Annotated in this window: 22 protein-coding genes and 1 pseudogene; 17 read left to right on the forward strand and 6 right to left on the reverse strand. The window is 54.2% G+C overall.

What is annotated here, in order from left to right; genetic code table 11:
* The first annotated feature begins 179 nt into the window (after window positions 1–179).
* Window positions 180–1289 (forward strand): SDR family oxidoreductase, encoded by a 1110-nt coding sequence (locus O1Q98_RS07400; RefSeq protein ID WP_125258448.1) that lies wholly within the window; start codon window positions 180–182, stop codon window positions 1287–1289.
* Between the two features lie 150 nt (window positions 1290–1439).
* Here the strand turns inward: O1Q98_RS07400 and O1Q98_RS07405 are convergent, their stop codons facing one another.
* On the reverse strand, window positions 1440–2261 hold the full coding sequence (locus tag O1Q98_RS07405) for a hypothetical protein (RefSeq protein WP_125258447.1): 822 nt from the start codon (window positions 2259–2261) through the stop codon (window positions 1440–1442).
* A gap of 497 nt (window positions 2262–2758) precedes the next feature.
* On the opposite strand from O1Q98_RS07405, the gene O1Q98_RS07410 reads away from it, so the two are divergent.
* On the forward strand, window positions 2759–5020 hold the full coding sequence (locus O1Q98_RS07410; protein WP_125258446.1) for a molybdopterin-dependent oxidoreductase: 2262 nt from the start codon (window positions 2759–2761) through the stop codon (window positions 5018–5020).
* A 76-nt stretch (window positions 5021–5096) separates the two neighbouring features.
* On the opposite strand, the gene O1Q98_RS07415 is transcribed toward O1Q98_RS07410, so the two are convergent.
* Window positions 5097–5630, reverse strand: coding sequence for a TIGR00645 family protein (locus tag O1Q98_RS07415; protein WP_125258445.1), 534 nt, complete (start codon window positions 5628–5630; stop codon window positions 5097–5099).
* Between the two features lie 188 nt (window positions 5631–5818).
* Window positions 5819–5992, reverse strand: coding sequence for a hypothetical protein (locus tag O1Q98_RS07420; protein ID WP_164512956.1), 174 nt, complete (start codon window positions 5990–5992; stop codon window positions 5819–5821).
* On the opposite strand from O1Q98_RS07420, the gene O1Q98_RS07425 reads away from it, so the two are divergent.
* The 6 genes from O1Q98_RS07425 to queF all read left to right on the forward strand — a co-directional run bounded on the left by O1Q98_RS07425 (window position 5991) and on the right by queF (window position 11537).
* Window positions 5991–7562, forward strand: a complete 1572-nt coding sequence (locus O1Q98_RS07425) for a polysaccharide lyase family protein (RefSeq protein ID WP_278143340.1) — start codon at window positions 5991–5993, stop codon at window positions 7560–7562. The genes O1Q98_RS07420 and O1Q98_RS07425 overlap by 2 nt on opposite strands.
* On the forward strand, window positions 7549–7734 hold the full coding sequence (locus tag O1Q98_RS07430) for a polysaccharide lyase family protein (protein ID WP_278143342.1): 186 nt from the start codon (window positions 7549–7551) through the stop codon (window positions 7732–7734). The genes O1Q98_RS07425 and O1Q98_RS07430 overlap by 14 nt, the downstream gene beginning before the upstream one ends.
* Window positions 7735–7900: 166 nt before the next feature.
* The gene (locus tag O1Q98_RS07435; RefSeq protein ID WP_125258443.1) at window positions 7901–8647 is read left to right on the forward strand and encodes an SDR family oxidoreductase; all 747 of its coding nucleotides are present in this window, start codon (window positions 7901–7903) and stop codon (window positions 8645–8647) included.
* Window positions 8648–9197: 550 nt separating this feature from the next.
* Window positions 9198–9812, forward strand: a complete 615-nt coding sequence (locus O1Q98_RS07440) for a helix-turn-helix domain-containing protein (RefSeq protein WP_125258442.1) — start codon at window positions 9198–9200, stop codon at window positions 9810–9812.
* Window positions 9813–10688: a queuosine precursor transporter gene (locus O1Q98_RS07445; protein ID WP_125258441.1), complete on the forward strand. Its 876-nt coding sequence runs from the start codon at window positions 9813–9815 to the stop codon at window positions 10686–10688.
* 6 nt (window positions 10689–10694) lie between these two features.
* Window positions 10695–11537 (forward strand): NADPH-dependent 7-cyano-7-deazaguanine reductase QueF, encoded by an 843-nt coding sequence (queF, locus tag O1Q98_RS07450; protein WP_125258440.1) that lies wholly within the window; start codon window positions 10695–10697, stop codon window positions 11535–11537.
* Window positions 11538–11664: 127 nt separating this feature from the next.
* On the opposite strand, the gene O1Q98_RS07455 is transcribed toward queF, so the two are convergent.
* On the reverse strand, window positions 11665–12585 hold the full coding sequence (locus tag O1Q98_RS07455; RefSeq protein WP_125258439.1) for a LysR substrate-binding domain-containing protein: 921 nt from the start codon (window positions 12583–12585) through the stop codon (window positions 11665–11667).
* Between the two features lie 129 nt (window positions 12586–12714).
* On the opposite strand from O1Q98_RS07455, the gene O1Q98_RS07460 reads away from it, so the two are divergent.
* Complete coding sequence (locus O1Q98_RS07460; protein WP_125258438.1) at window positions 12715–13800, forward strand: tartrate dehydrogenase; 1086 nt, start codon at window positions 12715–12717, stop codon at window positions 13798–13800.
* A gap of 146 nt (window positions 13801–13946) precedes the next feature.
* Window positions 13947–14978 carry an alpha/beta hydrolase gene (locus O1Q98_RS07465; RefSeq protein ID WP_125258437.1) on the forward strand — a complete coding sequence of 344 codons (1032 nt, stop codon included), beginning with the start codon at window positions 13947–13949 and terminating at the stop codon, window positions 14976–14978.
* A 124-nt stretch (window positions 14979–15102) separates the two neighbouring features.
* Here the strand turns inward: O1Q98_RS07465 and azuC are convergent, their stop codons facing one another.
* Complete coding sequence (azuC, locus tag O1Q98_RS19780) at window positions 15103–15189, reverse strand: stress response protein AzuC (RefSeq protein ID WP_145916229.1); 87 nt, start codon at window positions 15187–15189, stop codon at window positions 15103–15105.
* A gap of 317 nt (window positions 15190–15506) precedes the next feature.
* Here azuC and O1Q98_RS07470 point away from each other — a divergent pair, with 317 nt between their 5' ends.
* Window positions 15507–16700 (forward strand): multidrug efflux MFS transporter, encoded by a 1194-nt coding sequence (locus O1Q98_RS07470; protein WP_125258436.1) that lies wholly within the window; start codon window positions 15507–15509, stop codon window positions 16698–16700.
* A gap of 78 nt (window positions 16701–16778) precedes the next feature.
* Here O1Q98_RS07470 and O1Q98_RS07475 read toward each other — a convergent pair whose 3' ends face one another.
* On the reverse strand, window positions 16779–17696 hold the full coding sequence (locus O1Q98_RS07475; RefSeq protein WP_125258435.1) for a LysR family transcriptional regulator: 918 nt from the start codon (window positions 17694–17696) through the stop codon (window positions 16779–16781).
* Window positions 17697–18156: 460 nt separating this feature from the next.
* On the opposite strand from O1Q98_RS07475, the gene O1Q98_RS07480 reads away from it, so the two are divergent.
* The 6 genes and pseudogenes from O1Q98_RS07480 (at window position 18157) to O1Q98_RS07505 (ending at window position 24835) form a co-directional block, all read left to right on the forward strand.
* Window positions 18157–19143, forward strand: coding sequence for an alpha/beta hydrolase (locus tag O1Q98_RS07480; RefSeq protein ID WP_125258434.1), 987 nt, complete (start codon window positions 18157–18159; stop codon window positions 19141–19143).
* A gap of 566 nt (window positions 19144–19709) precedes the next feature.
* Entirely contained in the window at window positions 19710–20408 is a 699-nt protein-coding gene (locus tag O1Q98_RS07485; protein WP_125258433.1) for a 4Fe-4S dicluster domain-containing protein, read from the forward strand.
* Window positions 20401–21358, forward strand: a pseudogene (gene nrfD, locus O1Q98_RS07490) (cytochrome c nitrite reductase subunit NrfD). Before O1Q98_RS07485 ends, nrfD begins: the two are co-directional and overlap by 8 nt.
* 1 nt (window position 21359) lies before the next feature.
* Window positions 21360–22739: an MFS transporter gene (locus tag O1Q98_RS07495; protein ID WP_125258431.1), complete on the forward strand. Its 1380-nt coding sequence runs from the start codon at window positions 21360–21362 to the stop codon at window positions 22737–22739.
* A gap of 91 nt (window positions 22740–22830) precedes the next feature.
* Window positions 22831–23178 carry an FMN-binding protein gene (locus O1Q98_RS07500; RefSeq protein ID WP_125258430.1) on the forward strand — a complete coding sequence of 116 codons (348 nt, stop codon included), beginning with the start codon at window positions 22831–22833 and terminating at the stop codon, window positions 23176–23178.
* Window positions 23179–23272: 94 nt separating this feature from the next.
* A complete protein-coding gene (locus O1Q98_RS07505; RefSeq protein WP_125258429.1) occupies window positions 23273–24835 on the forward strand; it encodes an FAD-dependent oxidoreductase in 1563 nt (520 codons plus the stop codon).
* Window positions 24836–24889: the final 54 nt, after the last annotated feature.

Here is a 24889-nt window from a genome sequence, read left to right on the forward strand (position 1 = left end):
CCATTGAAAAGCACAAAAAGCTAAACAAAACGACAACAGAATAAGAAAAGCCGTCTGAAAAATTGAAAAGCGAAAAACCCCTGCAATAGAATGGCCGCGCTGTTCCTGAGTGCGATTCAGACAGCACTACCCTTCGGCTACCACCATGCCGCACTATTCTAAACAAGGGCAACAACGTCATGAAAACAGTACTCATCACAGGAGCAACCGGCTTTCTGGGTGGCGCAATTATGGAAAAAGCGCTACAGGACAAGCAGATAACACGTATTTTGTTATTGGTACGCGCCAGTAATCCGCACGAAGGCTTGCAGCGCATTGTGCATAATCTGCGCAAATTCGATATCGCGGAAAGCGTTTTATCACAACTGACGACCGACAATATTATTATCGGCGATCTGGCTGAACCTGACGGCTTTCTCCAGCACCCGGCGCTGAACCATGTCACGCATGTCGTCAACAGTGCGGCGGTTGCGTCATTCGGCAATAACCCGCTTATCTGGAAAGTGAACGTTGAGGGGACGCTGGCCTTTGCGCGCCGCATGAGTGAAGTGGCGTCACTGGAGAAATTTATTCAGATAGGCACGGCAATGTCTTGTGTGCCGGAGCCGGATGAAGTGGTAGAAGAGTCGCCGCTGCTGGATACCGAAAAATCCCATATCGTTGAGTACACACTCTCTAAAGCCACCATTGAAAACCTGATTCGCGAGCACTGCCCGTCGATGCCGCTGCTGATTGTGCGCCCGTCGATTATCGTCGGCCACTCACGTTTGGGGTGTAAGCCTTCCAGCAGTATTTACTGGGTGTTTGAAATGGCGATGAAACTCCAGCGCTTCATGTGTTCGCTGGATGACAAAATCGATGTCATCCCGGTGGATTTCTGCGCCGACGCCATTTTGTTGCTGCTCAATAATCCGCAAGCCGTTGATGATATCTACCATATTTCTGCGGGAGAAAGCGCAAGCGTCAGCTTTAACGAGGTCGATGAAGCGATGGCGCGCGCGGCGTCACGCCCGCCGATGGGTGAAGCGTATCGTCAGGTTAGCTATAGCGACCTCATCAAACTTCGCAGCAGTTTTAGCGAACTTTACGGGCCATGCAACGAACGCCTGATGCTGCGAGCCATGCGTTTATACGGATCATTTGCCCAGCTCAACGTCAAATTCAGCAACCGTAAGTTACTGCAACTGGGGATGAAGCACCCGCCGCGCTTTACAGAGTATGTCGATAAGTGTGTGGAAACCACCCGCCAATTTAGCGTCCCCGAGCTCATGACGGTGGATTTTAAATAAACGGCGCGTACTCGCTATATTATTGATTTATTAGATATCATTGATTCATTATTGTAAAAAACGCGCGGTTAGGCCGCGCGTTTTCATCTTCCACATAAAACCCGCTATTGCGTTACTTACGCCTCGATAGCTCTTACACCTCGACAGCTCTTACGCCTCGATAGACTGACGAGAGCCGGGGCAGACCAGTTGACGGCTCTTGATATGGTACATTTCCAGATTAGGGCGCAAGAAAAAGGCCATTTCCCACGGGTTCTTATTGATAAACGCATGGCGCACTTCTTCAAACAGCGGCGTTGCCGGGTCAATCAAATGCGCATCCCCTTCAATCAGGGTGTAATTCCATTCAATGGAGCGCTCAAAGGTATAATGCGAGCGCTCATCCATGGCGAAGAAACAATGTGGGTTACGTTTCAGTAATTTGGACTTGAAGGTTTCCGGGAACGTTATCAGGAAAATATCGTCCTCGACCGAGGAGAGAAACGCCAGTACCGTGGTATGCGGCTGCTCTTCGGCCATCGTCACCAGCACGCCGACTTTATTGGTAAAGTCTTTGCGTTCGGTATCCGGCAGCGACGTCATCGCCGTCCAGGGCACCGGCTGTTCCGGGCGATGATCGGTTGGGAACACGTAGCCCGGCTCACGAATATCCACCACCGGGGTGAAACCGTGCAACAGCTGGCATTCACGCGGTGCCAGAATCACCCAGTCTTCATCCACGCTTACCACGCGGCCCTTGTACGAGGCGCGATACACCGAAATATTGGCGTCAAATTCATCAACACCGGTGCGATTGTCGAGATGTAGCGTCGCCAAATCCCCTACCGCCAGCTCATGCCCTTTCGGGAAAAACACGCGCAGGCTGTTGTCAGCACGCGGATACACCCCGCAAATATGAATGACCACATTGCCTTGTTGATAACAGGCAAGCACCCCCAGCACCTGTTTGCCCAGATACGTCGTCAGACTCATGTTGCAGCACCTTATTTATTCTTCTCGTTACCCGATACATCAGGCCGTGTGTAAAAGCCGCTTATGGCATCGGCTGGCTGAATATTCCCCGTCAACCACACCGCTCTTTTCCACCCTATGCGAGCGGAAGAACGACTGTCAAGGCGTTTACCGCCTTTCACCCGGTCTGGCTTAGTACGTCAATTTAGTCCACGTATGGGTGATTTTTTGCCAGAGACAGGCATCGGCGTTATCAAAACACCGGCAAGGGAGAAGACGGAGCATCGGCCTGATATAACACCTATCCAATAGGTATAAAGGCTGGCTGGCCTGCGCCGAGGCAGGCTTGTATGATGACAAGCCTGATAAATAGCAGGCTATCTCATTGAGGCAGCGGGCCGATGCTCTGAGCCGCAACATTTTCTTAGCTGCAATATTTTCTTAGCCATAACAAAGAAATACGGTAGGTTGCCCACATCGTTAACCTGCACAGAACACGCCTTTTGACCGAGGATGCTATGACAACCAGGCGTTACCCACACCTCGCCCACTGGGGCGCATTTACCGCCGTCGTTGAGGATGGCAAGCTTATCCGCTGCGAACCGTTTGCCGCCGATCCCGACCCATCGCCGATGCTCGACTCCATCGTACCGCTGGTCTATTCCGACAAGCGTATTCGTCAACCCATGGTGCGCCGCTCGTGGCTGGCGAAGCGCGAACACAGTGACCGCACGCTGCGCGGCAAAGAGCCGTTCGTCGAGGTGACGTGGGATCGGGCGCTCAGTCTGGTGGCGGAGGAAAACCGCCGGGTACGCGACCGCTACGGCGCGGACGGCCTGTTCGCCGGATCATACGGCTGGTCGTCCGCCGGACGTTTTCATCACGCGCGCTCGCAGGTGCGGCGCTTTTATTTCTCCGGCGGCGGCGCGGTCGATCAAACCGGCAATTATAGCTGGGGAGCGGCGCAATTTTTCTTGCCCTATGTGATTGGCACCTTCCACCCGCTGACCGGCAAAGTCACCGAGTGGCGCAGCGTGGCCGAGCACTGTGAGCTGTTTATCGCTTTTGGCGGGCTGGCGCTGAAAAATGCCCAGGTAGCCTCCGGCGGGGCCGGACAGCACACGTTAAAACCGGCGCTGGAAACTCTGGTGGCACGCGGTATTCCGGTGATTAACATCAGCCCGATGCGCGATGATTGCCCGGCGTTCGTCAATGCCGAATGGATACCTATCCGCCCCAACACCGATGTGGCGCTGATGCTGGCGCTGGGCTACGAGATTCAGCGCCATCAGGCAGAAGACCGGGCTTTTCTCGACAGCCACTGCGTGGGCTATCCACAGTTGCGCGACTATCTCAACGGCCACAGCGACGGCATCGCCAAGACGCCAGCGTGGGCCAGCGCCATCACCGGCATTCCGGCTGCACGTATCGAAAAACTGGCGCAACAGTTGCTGGGAATACGCAGCTTCATCACCTGCTCTTATTCGGTGCAGCGCGCCCATCGCGGCGAACAGCCATATTGGATGATGATTGCGCTCTCGGCCATGCTCGGCCAGATAGGTCTACCGGGCGGCGGCTTCTCGTTTGGGCACGGCTCGATGAACAGCGTCGGCAATGAGCGCATCACTTCGCCAGCGCCCGCCTCGCCCTCCGTCGCCAATCGCGGCCAGTCGATTCCGGTGGCGCGCATCGCCGATATGTTACTGCACCCCGGCGAGCCCTATACGTTTTGCGGCGAGCTGCGGACTTACCCCGATATTCATCTCATCCATTGGGCTGGCGGCAACCCGTTCCACCATCACCAGCAGCTTAACCGGTTGGTTGAGGGCTGGCAGCGACCGGATACGGTTATCGTGCAGGATATCGTCTGGACAGCAGCGGCACAGATGGCGGATATCGTGCTGCCTGCCACCACCTCGCTGGAACGAAACGATATCGGTGGTTCCTCGCGCGATCGCTTCGTGTTTGCCATGCATCAGGCGATTGCGCCGCAGCATCAGGCGCGCAATGACTACGACATTTTCAGTGAACTGGCCGAGCGGCTGGGGTACGGCGCAGCCTTCACCCATCAAGGCCGCAGCGAGCGACAATGGCTGGAAGCCATGTACCTCGCCTGTCGGGAACAGCAGGGCAGCTCGGGCCAGGCCTGGCCTGATTTCGACGCGTTCTGGCAGCAAGGATTCGTGGAAATCCCGATGGATGAGCAGCCGTTCGTGTTTTTCGACGCCTTTCGCCACGACCCGCAGCGCCATGCGCTCAACACGCCGAGCGGCAAAATCGAGCTATTTAGCCGCACCATTGCCGAATACGGCTACCGCGATTTTGCACCGCATCCGCAGTGGCAGCCGCCGGTCGAATGGCTGGGCGATAACGCCGCGCAGCGTTGGCCGCTACACTTTATCTCCATTCAGCCAGCCGATCGCCTGCACAGCCAGCTTGGTTGCACACCGCACGTCATCGCCAACCAAACCGCCGGGCACGAAACCCTGTACATACACCCGCAGGACGCCAGCGCACGCGGCATCCACCACGGCGATCGAGTGGAAGTACGCAACGATCGCGGGCGGATTTACGCCGGAGCCGCAATCACCGATGGCGTGACACCGGGTGTGGTAATGATGGCAACCGGTGCCTGGTTTGAGCCCGGTTTCGGTCAGGCGCAGTGGCACGAGGTGGAACAGTCCGGCAATGCCAATGTGCTCACACTCGACATCGCCACCTCACCGCTGACGCAAGGCCCGAATGCGATGAGTTGCCTGGTGGACGTGCTCGCACTCTGACACCCGGTTAAACGGCAGATAAAACAACGCCCCCGGCCAGCGGGGGCGTTGTTGACGCCGCAGCACCGTGTATGGATTACGGTTTCGGGTGCGGTGTCTCCGGGTCATGATGCGCGTGGTGGTCATGACGAGATAACCAATCCAGATAACCCATCACAAAGGCCGACAAGACAAACGTCAAATGGATGATGACATACCACATCAGCTTGTTGTCCGGCACGTTTTTCGCATCCATAAACACCCGTAGCAGATGAATGGATGAAATCGCCACGATGGAGGCGGCCACTTTGTTTTTCAGCGAGCTGGCATCCATCTTGCCAAGCCAGTTCAGCTTTTCTTTGTCTTCGCCGATATCCAGCGCCGACACGAAATTTTCATAACCGGAAAACATCACCATCACCAGCAGGCCGCCTACCAGCGTCATATCCACCAATGACAGCAATGTCAAAATCAGGTCGGATTCGGAAATGGTGAAAATGTTCGGCAACACATGCCAAATCTCTTCAAAGAACTTAATCGCCAGCGCCATCAAGCCCAGCGATAGCCCCAGATAAACCGGAGCCAGCAGCCACCGTGCAGCGTACATCGTATTTTCCAGAAAACGTTCCATAGCGCCTATCAGGTACAGGTTTAAGAGACGTGCATCATAGCGAAAAATCGCCTGCCGGTGCCATTCAATTATGTATAGATATATTGCATTGATTTTTAAACAATTAGCATGCTAAAGCAGCGCTAATCGCCCCATCCTGCCCCGATACTGGCACCGGATACACGTCATAAGTATGATCTCGATCGCCGCTATCTTCCCCCTCCTGCCACATACCACGCCGCCATGACCACCTGACAAAGGCGCGACAGCCCGCCGTATGCCAGGCTGTGGCCGGTACGGCGCATTGACCCGGCCAGAACACGCCAGCCTTTTTCACCTGTGCCTGGCGATGAATAAATGCATGACAATGGATGGTTCATCATGAAAAGATCGTTGAAAACGTGGCACGCTCCGCTACTGGCGGTCGCGCTGGCGATACCGCTCGCCGCCTCCAGTGCCGTCACCCTCACGCTGGATGGCATGAATAGCACGCTGGATAACGGCCTGCTCAAAGTGCGTCTCGGCGCAGACGGCAGCGCTCAGGAAATCTGGAAAGGCGGCAATAATCTGATTCAGCACCTCTCCGGTGCAGCGCGCGACCCGGATAAAAACCGCAGCTTTTATCTCGATTATTACTCCGGCGGCGTCAATGAATTCGTCCCTGAGCGCATCAGTATCATGAGTCAAACGCCCGATCAGGTTCATCTGGCGTATATCGATGACCAAAACGGCAAACTGCGGCTGGAATATCACTTCATCATGCGCAGCAATGTCAGCGGCATCTACAGCTATGTGGTCGCCGCTAACACCGGCTCAACCCCCGTCACCGTCAGTGAGTTGCGCAATGTTTACCGCTTCGATGCCAGCCGCCTGAACCAACTGTTTAACGGCGTGCGACGCGGTACGCCGCTGCTTTACCGCGAGCTTGAAGCCCAACCGAAGGTGCAAGATGAAACCTGGCAATTACCCGACGGCAACATCTACAGCAAATACGACTTCGCCGGTTATCAGCGAGCAACCCGTTACTGGGGCGTGCTCGGCAATGGCTATGGTGCCTGGTTAGTGCCCGCGAGCGACGAATACTACTCTGGCGATGCCCTCAAACAAGAGCTACTGGTTCATCAAGACGCCATTATCCTCAACTACCTCACCGGCTCGCACTTCGGCACCCCAGATATGGTGGCACAACCCGGTTTTGAAAAACTCTACGGCCCGTGGCTGTTATACATCAACCAAGGCGGCGATCGTGAAGTGCTGGCTGATGCCAGCCGCCGGGCTGAACATGAACGCGCCCGCTGGCCATACACATGGATGGATGACGCACGCTACCCGCAACAACGCGCGACGGTCAGCGGTCAGGTGCGCACCCAGGCACCGCATGCTCTGGTGGCGTTAAACAGCAGCGGTGAAGATGCCGATATACAGACCCACGGTTATCTGTATCATGCGCGCACCAACCGTGATGGTCAGTTTACGCTGCATGATGTGCCGCCCGGTGAATATCAGTTATCCGTCTATGCCGACGGCGGCAGCGAGATAGGGTTACTGGCACAACAAACGGTGCATATTGACGCAGGGCGCGTCACCCTTGCGCCTATCGCAACCCGCCCGGCTGAAGCGCTGGTGTGGGCCATCGGCCAGGCAGACCGAAAAGCCGGTGAGTTCCGTTTTGGCGATAAACTGCGCCAGTATCACTGGCAAACCGATGTTCCCGCCAACCTGAGCTATGAAATCGGCAAAAGCCGTGAGCGCCATGACTGGTACTATGCCCAGACCCAGCCGGGAAGCTGGCGCATCTTGTTTACCACCCACCAACCGCAAAAAGCCTACACCCTACACATCGGTTTAGCGGGTGCCAGTAACAGCGGCATGAGCACGCCAGTGACGACGCCACAGTTAGCCGTCAAACTCAATGACCAATGGCTAACCACACTCAAGTATGAACAACGATAAAGCCATTTATCGCGGCGCGATGCAGAGCGGACGCTATCACGACGTCCACATTCCCCTTCCCACCGGGGCATTACGCGATGGCAACAACGCGATCTCGCTGGAATTGCAGGGTGGCATGGTGATGTATGATGCCATTACCCTCACAGAAACGCCGCCCGGCCAGTCGCGTTAACCGCCATCACGCCGCTGATAGCCGTTAATAGCCGCTGATAGCCACAAAAACGGCGTCACGTTATGCACTTCTCACATAGCGCGACGCCGTTGCAGAGTGTCCTGACGCCGGGCGCTGACATACACTACGTGCAGCCAGTTCAGCAACCAGAAGACGGGATGTTAATATGCAACACATCACATTGGTGACTGGCGGGTCAAGAGGCATTGGCCGTGCGACCGCGCTGCATCTGGCCCGGATGGGCCATTGGGTCGCTATCAGCTACTTACATCAGTACCAGCAGGCGCAGCAGGTCGTGGCGGAAATCTGCGCCAGCGGCGGACGCGCCATCGCTATCCAGGCAGACATTGCCGATGAGCAACAGGTTATCGCGCTATTTTCTGACATCGACCGCCAGTTAGGAACCGTGACCGGGTTAGTCAACAACGCCGGAGTGTTACGCCCGCAGGCCAGTATTGAAGCGCTGGATGCAGCACGGCTTAATGCGCTATTCGCCACGAATATCACCGGGTATTTCTTGTGCGCGCGTGAAGCCGTCAAACGCATGGCTCACCGGCACGGCGGTAGAGGCGGAGCGATAGTGAATGTTTCCTCGGCGGCATCCCGGTTGGGCTCGCCCCATGAATATATCGATTATGCCGCATCGAAAGGCGCGGTGGACTCCATGACCCGAGGGTTGGCGCTGGAGGTGGCCGCTCAGGGCATTCGGGTCAATGCCGTGCGGCCTGGCTTTATTTATACCGATATCCACGCTGACGGCGGTGAGCCAGGCCGGGTAGACCGGGTTCGCCAGGCCATTCCCATGCAGCGCGGCGGCCAGCCGGAAGAAGTCGCGAACGCGATCGGCTGGTTATTGTCAAACGAAGCCAGTTACGTCACCGGCAGCTTTATCGATCTGGCTGGCGGAAAATAATCACCACCAATGGCAGGCCGATGGCGCGCCATTGGCCGCCTTCAGCACAAAGTAGACTGCCTGCGGCGACACAGGCAAAGGTTTAACAACGATGTCGGTATGGATGAATGACGAGCGCCCTGCTCCCCACCTTATCAACGCATCCGTTCTTGGGTTCCCTGGTGTCAGACGGATTACCTTCGAGCTCAGTGTCGAGAGTAATCAATTAGTCAGTTAATTATAATTAATGTTTACAACTTGAATAGGGTCTTACAATTAATCAATTTTACTAAACGGTATCGCAATGAAAACGATCAAGTCAACAAATTAATAAACACCTGATTGCCTTTAATGTCCATTTTTAGTATCGACCTCACACCTGACAGAAATTTTATGAATGCATGCCGCCCGCATGTGAATGCACCGCTTTACCCGCAATAGTACCCGCAACAGCACCCGCAATAGCATCGACGGGCGCGCGCGGCATTTTTTACCCCTGTCGCAATAGCTGAAATCCTGGCTTTTAGCGTAAGATGACGCTGTCTGAGAAACAGCCTGAAAAGGAACGAACATGAAAACAACCAATGCTCAGCGCAAGACCAATATTATTAAAAATATTGAATATCTGATGCGTACCCGAGGCGAAACCAAAGCCTCTTTCTCCAACCGCACTGGAGTTACGCGCACCACGATTTACAAAATTCTCGACGGTAAAGTGAATAAAGTTCAGCAATCGACCATCCACCGTATTTCTGATTTCTTCGGCGTTTCCTGTGAGGAAATTGAAGATTACGATCTGGAAAAGGTTGAGCAGCTCAATAACACGCTGTCTTTTGATGGCAACAAGAATCCGTCCGCCATCCCGGTGATTCCACAATCAGAACTGCTGTCGGTGATGCAGCACCGCATTGGGCAACTGGTCGTTACCTACCCGCTGACCTGGTTTTTTGGCGATGAAGCCAACATGGTGGCAATCAAGCTTGAAGCGCCGCTCGGCGAGCTCTTTTCCGCAGGCACGCTACTGATCGTGCGCCGCCCACCGGCGCTGGTTCCCGATACCCCGGCACTGTACCACTCACCGGACAGCGGATTTTTTGTCGAAATGCCACCAGCAGCGCAAGCAGGCGAGAGGAAACGTCCGGCGGCAGCGACATTGCTGGGGTATATCATAGAGGAAAGGATATAAATGGATGCAAACAAGAAATTCAAACTGCTAGGGTTTAACCACAGCGGCGAGCTCTCTGCGAATATTATGGTGTTATCGACCGGCAAAACGCTGCATATGAACTTAAAGGAGCTGGTCGATAGCGACATTTCCGACGATTTCAGTCGGCATGAGCTCAACGCATTGTACAAAAAGCTTTACTCCGGTAAGGACATCACCACCGCCTATGAACTGAGCGACAGAAATGAACGCTCCTGGCTGGCCTACCTGATGATCACCACCGCACTTTGCGTCATTTATATTTTTTCCACCGTCAGCGGCGTGAAACCCATTTTTATCCCCGCGCTGAATATGGTGGTGCCGCCAGCGGTGTTTGTGTACCCGCTGACGTTTATTCTGGTGGATATCTTAAACGAATTTTATGGCCTGCGGCTGGCGCGGCGCACCATCCTGATTGCGTTCTTTTTTCATCTGGTGTTCGTGCTCGGACTGTGGGTAACAAGCCTTATCCCCGGCGTTGCCGAGTGGGAATACAGCACAACCTATAACGGTATTATTGATAACATGGTGGCCGTTCTGCTCGGCTCATCCGTCGCGTATCTGATTTCAGAAAACATTAACGCCTGGGTGTTGCACAAAATCAAAATTCTGACGAAATCACGCTACTTGTTCATTCGTGTGATCACCAGCACCGTAACGGCCTCTGCCGTTGATAGTGTGATTTTCTGCACCATCGCATTTTATAATGTCCTGAGTGCTGACATGATCCGCACCATGATCGTGTCGCAGTTTCTGATTAAAGTGGTCTATGCGGTGTTAGGCGTTGGCCCCATTTACGGTAGCCGCAGACTGTTCAGGAAATATATTCATACCGTACCTGTACCAGCAAGGAACTGAGCGATTATGCATATTACTGAGAACGATAGCATTACCCATCTGGGCGTACGCTCCAGCTACCCGGATAACTATGACCCCTCGCTTCTGGAAGCGCTGCCGCGCGCACGGGGGCGCGACCTCATCGGCCTTAGCGGTGATACGCTGCCGTTTCACGGCCACGACATATGGACAGCCTTTGAACTCTCCTGGCTGAACCGCAAAGGCAAGCCGCTGGTGGGTATTGCCGAATTTATTATTCCGGCGAGTTCAGAAAACCTGATCGAATCCAAATCGTTCAAACTCTATCTCAACAGCTTTAACCAAACGCGCTTTAACGATATTGGCGAAGTACACGCCACGCTTATCAAAGATTTAAGCGCTGCCGCCAACGGCGACGTTAAAGTCACGCTTTATCCGGGCCTTAGCGGTTATCCTGCCGACATTGACAAGTTACCGGGCAGCAACATTGATGAGCTGGATATTGAAGTGAACGATTACAGCTTCAACCCTGATTACCTGCAACACGCCGTGCGTGATGGCGCGCCGCTGGTGTCAGAAACGCTGAACTCGAATTTGCTGAAATCGAACTGTCTGGTCACGCACCAGCCGGACTGGGGTAGCGTGGTCATAAAATACGAAGGGCGTCAGATAGACCAAGAGGCGCTGCTGCGTTATTTGATCTCCTTCCGTCAGCACAACGAATTCCATGAGCAGTGTGTTGAGCGCATTTTCAATGACCTGAAACGCTACTGCCAGCCACAAAAGCTGTCGGTATTCGCCCGCTACACCCGTCGCGGCGGGTTGGACATCAACCCGTTTCGCAGCGACTTTGAGGCTGAAGCCACCACCGGGCGGCTGGTGCGCCAATAAGCGTCAGGATGTTCTCTGGAGAGCGCCGGCCAAGGCGCTCTCGCTATACTGCTCGCCACCCGATGAGTCCCCCGGCATATTTTTGCCACACTGACGCGGTTTGCCGCACTGACCCGGTTTCTCACACTTACTCTGTGGCGCTCTCCCCTTGCGGGGCCAGCACATGCGGCAGTTGCTGTTTAAGCCAGGAAACAAACGCGGAAATACGCGCCGGAACGTGGCGGCGCTGTTGATACACCGCGTAGATATCGGCCTCCGGCAGGGTGTAATCCGTCAGTAACGCAACCAGTTTACCGCTCGCAAGCCAGGGGTGCGCATCCCACCATGAGCGCAAAATAATGCCGTGCCCATCGAGCGCATAACGCATGATAACTTCACCATCATTGGCGGAAAGATTGCCGAACGCCCGGTGAGTCAACTCCTGCCCGTGGCGATAAAAACGCCAGAGTCCATAATCACTTTCATATTGACGTAACACCAGACAGTTGTGTCCGGCAAGCTCGGCCACGGTTGTTGGCGTACCGTGCGCTGCCAGATAGTGCGGTGCCGCGCACAGCAGCCGTGGGTTATGCAGCAGCCGGTGCGCGACCAGACGCGAGTCCGGCGGAGCCCCGAAGCGGATGTCAATGTCCACGCCTGCATCCAACATGTTCAGCGGCTGACTGGTGAGCTGTAGCTGAATATCGAGTTCTGGATGTTGGCGGGCAAAGGCCGAAATCAATGGCGCAATATGCCGTCGCCCAAAACCAAATGAAGCATTAACGCACAGGCGTCCGCGCAAGGTGAGCTGATTACGCCGTACCTGACTCTCCAGCGCATCGATATCATGCAGGATGGGTAACGCCCCCTCCGCATAGAGCTGCCCTTCGGGTGTCATGTCCAGCCGCCGCGTCGTGCGCCTTATCAGTTGCACACCCAGCCGCTGTTCTAGCTGCGTCAGGCGTTTACTGACCGCAGGCAGTGATAAACCATATTCACGCGCCACCGCCGTTAAACTCCCCAGTGCCGCGATACGACTGAAGAACAGCAGATCATCCATTGTGCTCATCAATTCTTCTCTTTTATTCAATAATGGCTTTACCAAAAGCGAAATTGTTTACGTCAAACAGAGTAAATACACTGCCCGTTACCCAAGTACAACGCCCTACACGACAGATGCGCTCTGTCAGGAGTCACTATGTCTACACCGAATTATCGTATTGCCGTTATCCCCGGCGACGGCATCGGCAAAGAAGTCATGCCGGAAGGCGTACGGGTTCTCAGCCGTGCGGCGGAATTATTTGATATTCCATTAACGTGGGAATGGTTTGATTTCGCCAGTGCCGATTACTATCGCCAGCACGGCAAAATGATGCCGGATAACTGGTTTGCATTATTAAAAGATTTTGATGCCATCTATTTCGGTGCCGTCGGTTGGCCCGAGGTGGTGCCGGATCATGTGTCATTATGGCAATCGCTGCTGTTGTTCCGCCGCGAGTTCGACCAGTACGTCAACCTGCGTCCCTGTCGCCTGATGCCCGGCGTCAAAGCGCCGCTGGCAGGCCGCCAGCCAGGGGATATCGATTTTTATATCGTGCGTGAGAACACCGAAGGAGAATATTCCAGCGTCGGCGGCACGATGTTTGCTGGCACCGAACGTGAAGTGGTGATCCAGGAAACGGTGATGACCCGCGTCGGCGTCGATCGCATCCTCAAATTCGCCTATGAACTGGCGATGAAACGCCCGAAAAAGCACCTCACGTCCGCAACAAAATCTAACGGTATTGCCATTACCATGCCCTATTGGGACAGCCGGGTCGCGCAGATGGGGCAACACTATCCCGAGGTCAAGGTAGACAAATACCATATCGATATTCTGACGGCGAACTTTGTACTGCACCCTGACTGGTTTGACGTGGTGGTCGCCAGCAACCTGTTTGGCGACATCCTCTCCGATCTGGGCCCGGCCTGTACCGGCACCATTGGTATTGCGCCGTCAGCTAACATCAACCCCGATCGCACCTTCCCAAGTCTGTTTGAACCGGTACACGGTTCGGCACCAGACATTGCCGGTAAAGGTATTGCAAACCCGATAGGCCAAATCTGGTGTGGTGCCATGATGCTGGAACATCTTGGCTACGACGCTGCCGGTGCCGCCGTATTACGCGCCATTGAGCAAGTTCTCTCACAAGGGCCCGCGCATGCGCCGCTCACGCGGGATCTGGGCGGAAACGGCAACACCGTTGAATTAGGCAAAGCGATTGCGCACGCGCTCAGTCGCTGACACTCACCGCCGGGGCTGACCGTTGATCTCAGGGCATGTGTTGTCTGGTGATTCAGCGGTCGGTTTTCTCTATCCTGTTACCCCCCCGCTACCGTAGATTACGCACTGGTGAGCAATAATAGCCACCGCTTAAACAGGAGAATTTTATGCGTACAGGAATACGTTTTACACTTGCCACACTCACCACCTTGCTATTAAGCACCGGCGCTGCGCTGGCTGCTGATGCTGACCTGCCGGGTTACACCGCTGGCGCGGAAGTGATCCGCGTGACGAAAACCCAAGAGCAGGTCGATGTGCTCAGTGGCGTTATTTATAATCAAATCAAGCAAACGCGGGCAGTACGTCAGTTAAAAATGTCACTGATTGTGCCGCGCACCGCTGACCTGAAACCGGCCATCGTGTACTTTCCTGGCGGCGGCTTTACCTCTGCCGATCACGAAAAATACATCGAAATGCGCATGGCGCTTGCCCAGGCCGGGTTCGTGGTCGCCGCCGCCGAATATCGCGTTGTCCCGGATACCTTCCCGGCACCGCTGGAAGATGGCAAAGCCGCCGTGCGCTATCTACGCGCCCACGCCCGTGAATACGGTATCGACCCCACCCGCATTGGCGTACTGGGCGACTCAGCCGGTGGTTATGTGTCTCAGTTAGTCGGCACCACCAATGGCGAAAAAGCCTTCGACAAAGGGGATTATCTGGATAAGTCCTCCGATGTTCAGGCGGTCGTCACGCTGTATGGCATTTCCAATCTACTCAATATCGGCGAGCGACTGGCGGAGAACCTGCAAAAAGTGCATGAATCACCGGCGGTGACAGAAGCACTGTTGCTCAATGGCGCGGCGTTTCGCGACTTTGCTGGCGCATCGGTGATGAGCGACAAAGCCAAAGCATTAAACGCCAGCTCGATGGGCCATATCAAAGGCAGCGAGCCGCCGTTTTTAATCATGCACGGCAGTGATGATACCCATGTCTCCCCCTGGCAGAGTGAGCAACTGTATAAGGCGCTGAAAGCGAAAGGCGATAAAGCGGAGTATGTACTGGTCGCAGGCGCGCAGCATGGCGATCTCACCTGGTTCCAGAAACCGATTATCGACAGAGTGGTCAGTTGGTTTAAAACGCAACTCGGCGGGCCGGTGAAAGATGGCGGACAAACGGCAGACCCGAACGCACGCTTGTAATGAACGCGTGTAATGAACGCTAACCGCTGAATCCAGCCCAAAAGAAAAGGCCACTGTACAGTGGCCTTCTTCATGGTGCTTTGCGGTTTATCGTGGCAGCCGGGCGTTGGCTGCGACGACAGACTTAGTGCATGGCACCTGGCGGAATGTCTTTATAGGCGTTGACATAAGCGACCAGAAGTTTTTTCAGGAATTTACGCACGTTGATCACCTTAGCGAATGAGTGGTTTGTGAACTTTCTGGTAAAAGATTGTACGTTTTGTTGAATACGAACGCAAGATTTATGTGATGCATATCACATAAAAAAAGGAATGGCGTTTTGGTTTATTTGAACTTGCTGATTTTCCGGGCAATTCACTCATCCGCGCGTGTCACCCGACCCACTCTTTTCGCTGCGCCAGCGGCGCGCTTATCCCCCACGGGAAGAGGACAAAATCATTTCCCGGCTAACGAAAAACGGCCATACTAGGCCCACTTCGCCAGTTCGCGTGTACTGCCTGGCTTTCACTGACGACCGATACCTGCCTTATGGAAACCTGGAAACTCAATCTCTTCTCCGCCTGGCTAGGATGCTTTTTTACGGGTATGGCGATGAGCCAAATCCTGCCTTTTTTGCCGCTGTATATCGAACACCTTGGCGTAAGTGACCATACCGCGCTGAATTTGTGGTCAGGGCTGGTATTCAGTTGTTCGTTTCTGGTCTCGGCTGTTGTCGCGCCCCTGTGGGGCAGCCTGGCCGACCGTAAAGGCCGTAAGCTGATGCTGCTGCGCGCCGCGCTTGGTATGTCAGTCATCATGGGGTTGCAGGGCATGGCCACCAATGTGTGGCAATTATTCATTTTGCGCACGTTAATGGGGTTAACATCCGGTTATATTCCCAATGCAATGGCGCTCATCGCCTCGCAAGTACCGCGTAACCGCAGCGGTTGGGCGCTCGGTACGCTCTCGACCGGGCAAGTGGCCGGGGTGTTGATTGGCCCGCTGCTCGGCGGCATGATGGCCGACACCATTGGTTTGCGCACCGTGTTTTTTGTCACCTCTGGGATGCTGTTCATCTGCTTTTTAATTACGCTGTTCGCCATTCGAGAAAACGCGATTACCGTCAGTAAAAAAGAGCAACTGAGCCGCCAGGCGGTCTTTTCATCGCTGCCTTATCCGCTGCTGATAATCAGTCTGTGCATCACCACGCTGATGATTCAGATGGCCAATGGCTCTATCAGCCCTATTTTGACGCTTTTTATTCGTGACCTGTCGCCGAATATCGACAACATTGCCTTTGTCAGCGGTGTAATTGCCGCAGTACCCGGCGTTTCTGCGCTATTATCCGCGCCGCGCCTTGGCAAACTAGGCGATCGCATCGGTTCACAGCGGGTTCTGGTGGTGGCGCTGTTTTTCTGCGCACTGCTGTTCTTTTTGATGTCAGCGGTACAAAGCGCCGTGCAGTTGGGCATTCTGCGCTTTGCGCTCGGGTTTGCCGATGGCGCGCTCATGCCTGCGGTTCAGGCATTATTAGTGAGATACAGTAGCCAGCACGTGACCGGTCGGCTGTTCGGCTATAACCAGTCCTGCATGTACTTAGGTAATGTCGCAGGCCCGCTGCTCGGCTCCGGCGTCTCGGCACTGTACGGTTATCGCTGGGTGTTTCTCGCCACCGCCCTGCTGATTTTGATCAATGCGATACAATTAGCCGTCAGTTTTGCCCGCCTGCCGAAAACGCGTTGACCCGGCGTTATCCGGCAAGCCTTGGGCTTGCCGGTCATCCTGGCTTACGCTGTCAGGCACTTATCACGCTATCTCGCACTATCCGCCCGCGCCCGGTGTACTCAACACCGGGTGATGCCGTTCCATAAAATCCAGAAAACGGCGCACCATCGGAATCGAGGCGCTGCGTTTTAAGTAACTGACGGCAAACGTGCGGTTAATCGGTGTGGCAATAGGCCGAATGGCGATGTCATAACCTTTTAGGCTAAACGCCACCGAGGTACATAAAAACACCACGCCGCCATGATGCATCACCAAATCCATGATGATGTCGAGGTTACTGCATTCACGAAAACACGTTTGCTCCAGCCCGGCGCGGCTAAATGCCGTGGACACAGCGGCATGCTCGCCGGTGCCTTTTTGCGGCACAATCGGTCGCTCTTGCGCCAATTGCTGTAATGTCAGGCTGGACTCACCCGCCAGCGGGTGGGCGCTTGCCATCACCGCGACCAGGCTGTCTTGCAAGAAAACCGAGTGATTAAACAGCGGGTCTTGCAGGTAGTCATCAAACGGGGTGGATAGCGAGACATGAATTTGGGCATTTCTCACTTTTTCCAGCAAATCACTACTGACGCCATCGATAAACGAGAGTTCGATATTCGGGTGTTGCTGCTGGAATTGTGTAAATACATCGTAGTATTTCAGTCGATTAAAGATAGGGATCACCCCTACCATCAGCGCGCCATCCTGACTCTCTTCGTAGGATTGCACAAACTGCTCCACATCATAATACTCACGGATCAGCGGCTTGATTTTGTCGTCAAATGCCTGACCGAACGGTGTCAGAGAAAATTGCCGGGTGGTGCGATTAATCAATTTCCGTTGCAGATCCTGCTCAAGACGGGAAATTTCCTGGGAAAGAAAGGCCTGAGAGATATTGAGTGACTTGGCGGCTTGGGTAAAACTCCCCTTACGCACTAACTCGTGATAATAAAGTGCTCTTTTTATACTTATCATGATTATTTTTCTACCCGCCATACTTCAGATTGCAAGCGTATTGCTTGTGTGTGCATCCCTGACTCTTCTTGTTTCACATTATCATTTATTGCCAGCGATTCACCTTATCACCGCTATGTGCATGGTTTCGTGCCTCCAATTTATTTATCCCCGTCATACGTCAAGTTACCGGTGCGTTGGCTTTAATTACTCGGCCCATCTTTGGAACTCGCCCTTGCAGGGCCAACACGTTGCATTGTTGAACATGCATCCGTGTTGTGCTGCAACCGGAATTACTTAGGGTATAGAACATATAATATTATACCAATAGCAATTATATTAAATTGCAAAAATACTAATGTGAGATTAAGCACATTTGCATTCATCTCGGCCATGATAGCCTGCCGCAGTTTTTCCCTCCACTGTTATTGAAATGACCAGAATTAACTTACCACTGTATAATAATTTTAAGGAATACTTCATGCGTACCCCTTCGCTAAAAATGATACTGTTATCTTCTGTGATGATAAGCGCAACGGCGCAGGTTCCCGCCATGGCATCAAACAATAAATCCGCAGACAACATCCATGAACTGACAATAACGCCGCGCCAGACCTCAGTAAAACTGATTTCTGATGTGGTATATGCCCAGGTGCCGATGCGCGGTTATTCGAATGTGGCATTAAAAATGGATATTCTGCAACCTGAAGTCAAATCGCCCCAGCCGGTCGTACTCTTTATTACTGGCGGGGGATTTATTAATGCCAACAAAGATAATTACATCCAACAGCGTCTGGCGATGGCTCAGGCCGGGTATGTGGTGGCCAGCATGGAGTACCGCGTCGCGCCGACGGTAATGTTCCCGGCCCCGCTGGAGGATGTAAAATCAGCGATTCGCTATCTTCGTGCCAATGCCAGCAAATTCGGTATTGATGCCAACCATCTGGCGGTATTTGGCGCATCCGCCGGCGGTTATCTCGCAGCCTTTGCCGGTACGACCAGCGGCAGCCGTCAATTCGACAAAGGCGACAATCTTGACCAGAACAGCAACGTTCAGGCGGTTATCGATTTTTATGGCCTGTCTGATTTAACCCGCGTCGGGGAAGGTTTCCCTGACAATGTCGTGCAAAAACATACATCTGCCTCTTCCACCGAGGCAATTTGGGTTAACGGCACGTCGGTATTTAATGAAGGCGGCCCCATTACCCGTTTCCCTGAAAAAGCGACGGCGGCCAACCCGATAACTTATATCGGCAAGCACACCCCTGCGTTTCTTATCATGCATGGCAGCGCCGATACCGTGGTATCGCCGCGTCAAACCGAAATATTGCACCAGGCGCTGCGCCAGCAGGGTATCGAGAGTAATTACTATCTGGTCAACGGCGCAGAACATGGCGGCGTTTACTGGTTACAACCGGAAATCATGCAGAAAGTGATAGCCTTTCTCGACAGTCACCTGAAATCGTAAACCTTAATAGGCGTTACCGTTTCAATCCATTATTTCTGCCACATTGGTTTCTACCATTCAAAGAGGCGTATTTCGCCTCTTTTTTTGCATCTTATTTTCACTCTTGCGCTACATCATTTTTGTTCTTTTAATGAGAAAGACCTTTCATTGGCAAATATCAAAAAACAAAATAAAACACCATCAAGTAACAACAGGGCAACAATAAAAAATAAAAACATCACAATAAAAATACTATTTTACCAGTTATCGTGCTTTGCAATTATTTATATCCCTATCTGCAAAAAATTAATTGTGAAGCAACCCACAAATCCGTGCCACCGCACATGTTCCAATTTATTACAGTAGATTCCTGGTTGTTTATTCATTTACCGAGAACGCTCAGTCGAATATCGCCATCGCCTTCTCGAAAATTAGATTTATTATTAAGACGAATAAAAAAGACTTAATAAGATAAAAATAACGCCATTGCCTGAAAGCGAATTATTCAGAATATGGCGTAAAAATATTTCATCGCGCAATCCATTCTCGTGATACCGGGCGAGCCCCGATTGCTGAAAGGTTATTTTATGGAAAATTACACCCGACGTCGTTTTATCGCCATTATGGGCAGCGCGCTGACCGCAGCGGGCAGTGGCTTACCCGCCATTGCCCAGGACGCGGCGACAACCGCGCAAGGGCCCAGGCCGGTCAAATACGGCATGTTGCATAACGAATTACGCTGTATCGGCTGTAAAGCCTGTGTGAGCGCGTGCCGCAAAACCAATCAGGTGCCAGAAGGGGTTTCCCGGCTGAACATCATACAGACGGTCGATATGACGGCGAGCGATACCAACAAACCGGTCAAACAGTTCTTCCGCCAGTCTTGCCAGCATTGTGATAACCCGCCCTGCGTTTCCGTTTGCCCTACCGGAGCCTCATTCAAAGATGCGCTGACCGGCATTGTTGATGTCAACGACAAGCGCTGCGTCGGCTGCCGTTACTGCATCGCGGCCTGCCCGTATCACGTGCGTTTTATCAACCCAACCACCAACACCGCCGACAAGTGCAATTTTTGCCGGGAAACCAATCTGGCGGCAGGGAAAAAACCGGCGTGCGTGGAGATCTGCCCGACGAAAGCGCTGGTCTTTGGCGATCTCAACGATCCTGAAAGTGACATCGCGAAGATGATTAAAAACAACCCCATCTATCGCAGCAAAGTGTATCTCGGCACCGGCCCTAACCTTTACCGCATCCCCGGCAAATACGGAGAAAGCGACCATGCATAATGCCTTTCACTTCGACTCGCTGGTCTGGGACTGGCCGATTGCCATCTATCTGCTGTTGGTGGGGATCTCCTCTGGCATGATGGTGCTGACGCTGCTGTTTCGCCATTATGTGCCGCAGGAGTACCAGCCAACGCACCCACTGGTTATCGCGACAGCTATCGTCGCGCCGCTGTCGGTCATGCTGGGGCTGGTTATCCTGATTTTCCATCTGGCGCGGCCAATGACCTTCTGGTATCTGCTTTTCTTCTATAACCCGCACTCCATTATGTCGCTTGGGGTGATGCTGTTTCAGGTTTACTTACTGGTGATGATGCTGTGGCTGGTCACGCTGTACCGTGAACCCCTGCTACGTCTGTGTGCCGCCCGGCTGCCCGCACGCTACCATCAGGCGCTGACCCGTGTTCTGACGGCGCTGGCGCGCCACGTCGTTCGGCTGGAGTCGGTGTTATTGGTGCTGGCGTTACTGCTGGGCTGCTACACCGGCTTTCTGCTCTCGGCGCTGAAATCGTTCCCGTTACTGAATAACCCGGTACTGCCGGTGCTGTTTCTGGTTTCCGGCCTCACCTCCGGCCTTGCCGTGATGCTGCTGGTCGCCGCCACCCCACGCTTTCGCGCCGCCTGCCCGCAAACAGTACATTTTTTGGCATCGGCTGGAAAAACCGCTGGCTGGCACGGAACTGTTTTTACTGCTGGCCTTTTTTGTCGGCCTGTTATTAGGCGGAGGTCAAAAGGCCGTCGCTGCACAGGTGGCCCTCAGTGGTTTTTGGGGCGCGGTATTTTGGCTCGGTATTCTGGGTGTCGGTATTGTGCTGCCGCTGCTCGCTCAGGCGCTACCGGCTGCACGTCAAGCCAGCCGTCGCATCATGTTCACCACCGCCTCATTCAGCCTGCTGGGGGTGTTTTTACTGCGGCTGTTCGTGCTGTATGCCGGTCAGATGACGGTGGCCTGAGATGAACGGCGCGCGTGCTTTGTTCTGGCTGGCTTCGGTGGCGTTCTTCATGCAGTCGCTCGATACCACCATGCTGTATGTCACCATTCCGGCGATAGCGCGCGCGTTACAACAACCGGTATTGCAGATGGAGTGCGTGGTCATCGCCTACCTGATAACCGTGGTGGCGTTCACCCCACTTAACAGCTGGCTCAGTCAGCAGTTGGGGGAACGCTGTGTATGTCAATTGGCGCTGTGTATCTTTCTCAGCGGGGCGCTGTTATGCAGCCAGGCTGACTCGATTGTCATGTTGGCTATCAGCCGCTGCTGGCAAGGCATCGGCGGGGCATTACTGCTGCCGGTAGTACGTACGCTGGCGCTGCGTACCACCACGCCACAGCAGAAGCTGCCATTTCTGAACCGTATGACCTGGCTTGGCTTGCTCGGCACGCTCACCGGCCCGCTCATCGGCAGCCTGCTCAGTGACGTTTACTCCTGGCGGGCGATTTTTCTGGCCGTCATCCCGTTGTCATTACTGTGTCTGTGGCTAAGTCGTCATGCTATTTGCGCAGGCGTCAGGCCAGCGACTCACCGTATCGCGTTACCGGGCCTGCTGGCGCTGATGGCAACGTTATTACTCTGCGCGCTGTTGCTCAGTGCCGCGCCCAAACAGCTGTTACCGCCGCCACTGTTACTGCTGGCAGGCATTGCGGCCGCAGGCTGCGGCTGGTGCTATCTGCGTACCTCGCCGACCACCCGTGAAGCGTTACTGCCCATGTCGCTATTCGGCGTCCGCACGTTCTCTATCGGCGTGTGGGGCGGTGTCGTCACCCGACTATTGCTGGCCTCATTGCCGGTGGTGCTCTCGTTGATTATCCAAACGGCGCTGGCGCTTCCGACTGCGACGGCCGGGCTGATTATGCTGCTGTTCTCCATCGGGGCGCTGGTGGCGAAAAGCGTGTTTGAGGGGGTAGTGCGCCGTCTTGGTTATCGCCAGTTGCTGATCGGGGCATCACTCCTGGCGGCATTGGGGGTACTGGCGCTGGCGCTGGCGATTGAACAGCGATCGCTGCCCGCCATCGGCCTGATAGCCACCGCGCTTGGCGTATTAGGCGCGCTATTGCACTGCGCTGAAAGCACGCTGGCCTGCTGTCACCTGCGCCATGACACCTGCAATAGCGGTAATAACATCATGTTACTCAGTCAGTTACTGGCAGTGATGCTAAGTATGGCGCTGACGTTTCCGGCGCTGCGTGCGTTGTCGCACCTGACGCCCTGGCTGCATCTCAGCGCATTCAGCCTGCTGTGCGTGGTACTCGGCTGCGGGCTGATGTTAAGCAGCCTACTGTTTCGCCATCTCCATCAGGAGGATGGCCATGCTCTGCTCTCCCCGTCTTCCTGAACGGCGGCAGAGCGCGGTGTTACGCATCAGGTGTTACGCATCACATGTTTTGCTCATCAAGCATTTTATTAATCAACAGAGAAACCGCGTTATGAAAAGAAGTTCCATCACATTACTCACCAGTCTTCTGATAGCAGCCGGCAGCCTTACGGTGGCGCAGGCAGAATCCTTCAAGGCCGGTACCTATTCCGCCAGTAAGCAAGGCATCGGCGGTGACGTGACCGTTACTATCGACGTGGATGCCGCTGGCACGGTCAATAAAGCCAGTATTGATGCGCCATCAGAAACGCCAGAAGTCGGCGGTGAAGCCGCGAAAGAACTGGCAAAAACCATGACCGAAAAGAAAACCATCAATGTGGATGGCGTTTCTGGCGCCACCATGACCAGCGGTGCGGTACACGATGCTGCACAAGAGGCCTACGCCAAAGCGCGTCAATAGCCAGACAAGCCGTGTCATGCCTTGGGCAATCCCGGTGTGAATACGGCAAGTGATAACGATGTTATTGGTGAAAAAAAGCAAAAAGGAAAACAAGATGGCTCAATACCGAAGAACACTTCTTGCCGCCCTGTGCCTGTCAGTGCTCGGAATAGCCTCGGCTCAGGCCGATCAGGCTGCACCGCAACCTGCCAGCGCCCCCGAAGCGGCGAAACCGGTCGTCATTCCTAAAAGTGCCGATGTAGTCGTCATCGGCGCAGGGGCGGCGGGCACGGCCGCAACCATGGCGGCAGCAGAAAAAGGTGCCAGCGTCGTATTGCTGGAAAAACAACCGGCGGTCGGCGGCACCGGAAACTTTGCCGAAGGGATTTTCGCCGCCAACAGCGCCATGCAAAAACGTCAGGGCATTGTGGTCACGCCCGATATGGCGTTTAAAACCATCATGGAATACAGCCACTGGATGGCTAACCCGTTTGTGGTGCGCGCATTTGTCAACCGCTCGGCTGATACCATCGAATGGGTGAAATCCAAAGGGATTAAGTTTGAATACATCGGCCCCGGCGGCCCTGGCGGCATGCTGACCTGGCACGTTATCGACGGCCCCGGCCATGGTCGTCACCTGATCAAAACCTTCCACGAGCAGTTCAAAAGCATGCCGGTGACAACGCTTGTGAAAACAGCCGGTAAAGACCTGGTGATGAAGGACGGCAAAGTCGCTGGCGTGATAGCCGAAGGCAGCGACGGCAAACCGTTCCAGATCGACGCAAAAGCGGTAATTATTGCTACCGGCGGCTACGCCAACAATAAAGAGATGCTGCAAAAATACGTCGCGATGCCGGACACCATCATGGTCGGTAACATCGGTAAAGACGGCGATGGCATCAAAATGGCCTGGAAAGCCGGGGCAAAAGAGGAAGGCATGGGCGTCGTTCAATCCTACCGCCCAGGCCTGCCGGATTATGCCCCCAACTCGCAAATGCTGGCCGCCGCACGTCAGCCTTATCTGTGGGTGGATAAACACGGTCGCCGCTTTACGGATGAATCCATCGTCATTATTTGGCCACACGCCGGTAATGCGCTGGCCAAGGCCGGTGGCGTGATGTATTCCGTGTTCGATGACGAAACACGCAAACACGTGGTCAATGACGGTATTGACGTACCGATTGGCGAATGGGTTATCGCCAACACCAAACTGGTGAAATTCGACGAAGAGTTCGCCAAAGAGAGCCAGAAAAACCGTGGTTTTGTGTTCAAAGCCAATACGCTGGACGAGTTAGCGAAGGCGATGGACATGGATGCCAGCGTGCTTAAGCACACGGTGGAAGAGAACAACCGTTTTGCCGCCCAAAAACGCGATGAAGTGTTCAATAAGAACATGGATTACCTGCGTCCGGTGAAAACGGGCCCCTTCTATGCGGTGAAAATGATGCCTGCCGCGCTGGGTACGCTCGGCGGCGTGAAAATCAACGACAAGATGGAAGCCATGAGCCCGGCGGGCAGCGCCGTTCCAGGGTTGTATGTCACCGGTAACGACGCCGCTGGCATGTATGGCGACACCTATGACCTGCTGTTGGGTGGCGGTACCTTTGGTTTTGCGCTCAACTCAGGCCGCATGGCGGGCGAGAATGCGCTCGATTACCTGCACTTTACTAAAAAATAATCGGCCGTAAAAAATCGTCAGGAAAACGGCGCGGCAACGCGCCGGTGACACACC

This window comes from Dickeya lacustris (assembly GCF_029635795.1).
In the GTDB taxonomy this organism is placed as follows: Bacteria; Pseudomonadota; Gammaproteobacteria; order Enterobacterales; family Enterobacteriaceae; genus Dickeya; species Dickeya lacustris.

What these genes read in the sequence shown, in the direction of transcription:
- O1Q98_RS07440 (WP_125258442.1), top strand. Translation starts at nt 9,198, where the DNA reads ATGAAAACAACCAATGCTCAGCGCAAGACCAATATTATTAAAAATATT.
- O1Q98_RS07445 (WP_125258441.1), top strand. Translation starts at nt 9,813, where the DNA reads ATGGATGCAAACAAGAAATTCAAACTGCTAGGGTTTAACCACAGCGGC.
- O1Q98_RS07400 (WP_125258448.1), top strand. Translation starts at nt 180, where the DNA reads ATGAAAACAGTACTCATCACAGGAGCAACCGGCTTTCTGGGTGGCGCA.
- O1Q98_RS07470 (WP_125258436.1), top strand. Translation starts at nt 15,507, where the DNA reads ATGGAAACCTGGAAACTCAATCTCTTCTCCGCCTGGCTAGGATGCTTT.
- O1Q98_RS07435 (WP_125258443.1), top strand. Translation starts at nt 7,901, where the DNA reads ATGCAACACATCACATTGGTGACTGGCGGGTCAAGAGGCATTGGCCGT.
- O1Q98_RS07455 (WP_125258439.1), bottom strand. Translation starts at nt 12,585, where the DNA reads ATGAGCACAATGGATGATCTGCTGTTCTTCAGTCGTATCGCGGCACTG.
- O1Q98_RS07500 (WP_125258430.1), top strand. Translation starts at nt 22,831, where the DNA reads ATGAAAAGAAGTTCCATCACATTACTCACCAGTCTTCTGATAGCAGCC.
- queF (WP_125258440.1), top strand. Translation starts at nt 10,695, where the DNA reads ATGCATATTACTGAGAACGATAGCATTACCCATCTGGGCGTACGCTCC.
- O1Q98_RS07505 (WP_125258429.1), top strand. Translation starts at nt 23,273, where the DNA reads ATGGCTCAATACCGAAGAACACTTCTTGCCGCCCTGTGCCTGTCAGTG.
- O1Q98_RS07495 (WP_125258431.1), top strand. Translation starts at nt 21,360, where the DNA reads ATGAACGGCGCGCGTGCTTTGTTCTGGCTGGCTTCGGTGGCGTTCTTC.
- O1Q98_RS07460 (WP_125258438.1), top strand. Translation starts at nt 12,715, where the DNA reads ATGTCTACACCGAATTATCGTATTGCCGTTATCCCCGGCGACGGCATC.
- O1Q98_RS07475 (WP_125258435.1), bottom strand. Translation starts at nt 17,696, where the DNA reads ATGATAAGTATAAAAAGAGCACTTTATTATCACGAGTTAGTGCGTAAG.
- O1Q98_RS07420 (WP_164512956.1), bottom strand. Translation starts at nt 5,992, where the DNA reads ATGATGAACCATCCATTGTCATGCATTTATTCATCGCCAGGCACAGGT.
- O1Q98_RS07410 (WP_125258446.1), top strand. Translation starts at nt 2,759, where the DNA reads ATGACAACCAGGCGTTACCCACACCTCGCCCACTGGGGCGCATTTACC.
- O1Q98_RS07430 (WP_278143342.1), top strand. Translation starts at nt 7,549, where the DNA reads ATGAACAACGATAAAGCCATTTATCGCGGCGCGATGCAGAGCGGACGC.
- O1Q98_RS07480 (WP_125258434.1), top strand. Translation starts at nt 18,157, where the DNA reads ATGCGTACCCCTTCGCTAAAAATGATACTGTTATCTTCTGTGATGATA.
- O1Q98_RS07465 (WP_125258437.1), top strand. Translation starts at nt 13,947, where the DNA reads ATGCGTACAGGAATACGTTTTACACTTGCCACACTCACCACCTTGCTA.
- O1Q98_RS07415 (WP_125258445.1), bottom strand. Translation starts at nt 5,630, where the DNA reads ATGGAACGTTTTCTGGAAAATACGATGTACGCTGCACGGTGGCTGCTG.
- O1Q98_RS07405 (WP_125258447.1), bottom strand. Translation starts at nt 2,261, where the DNA reads ATGAGTCTGACGACGTATCTGGGCAAACAGGTGCTGGGGGTGCTTGCC.
- O1Q98_RS07485 (WP_125258433.1), top strand. Translation starts at nt 19,710, where the DNA reads ATGGAAAATTACACCCGACGTCGTTTTATCGCCATTATGGGCAGCGCG.
- O1Q98_RS07425 (WP_278143340.1), top strand. Translation starts at nt 5,991, where the DNA reads ATGAAAAGATCGTTGAAAACGTGGCACGCTCCGCTACTGGCGGTCGCG.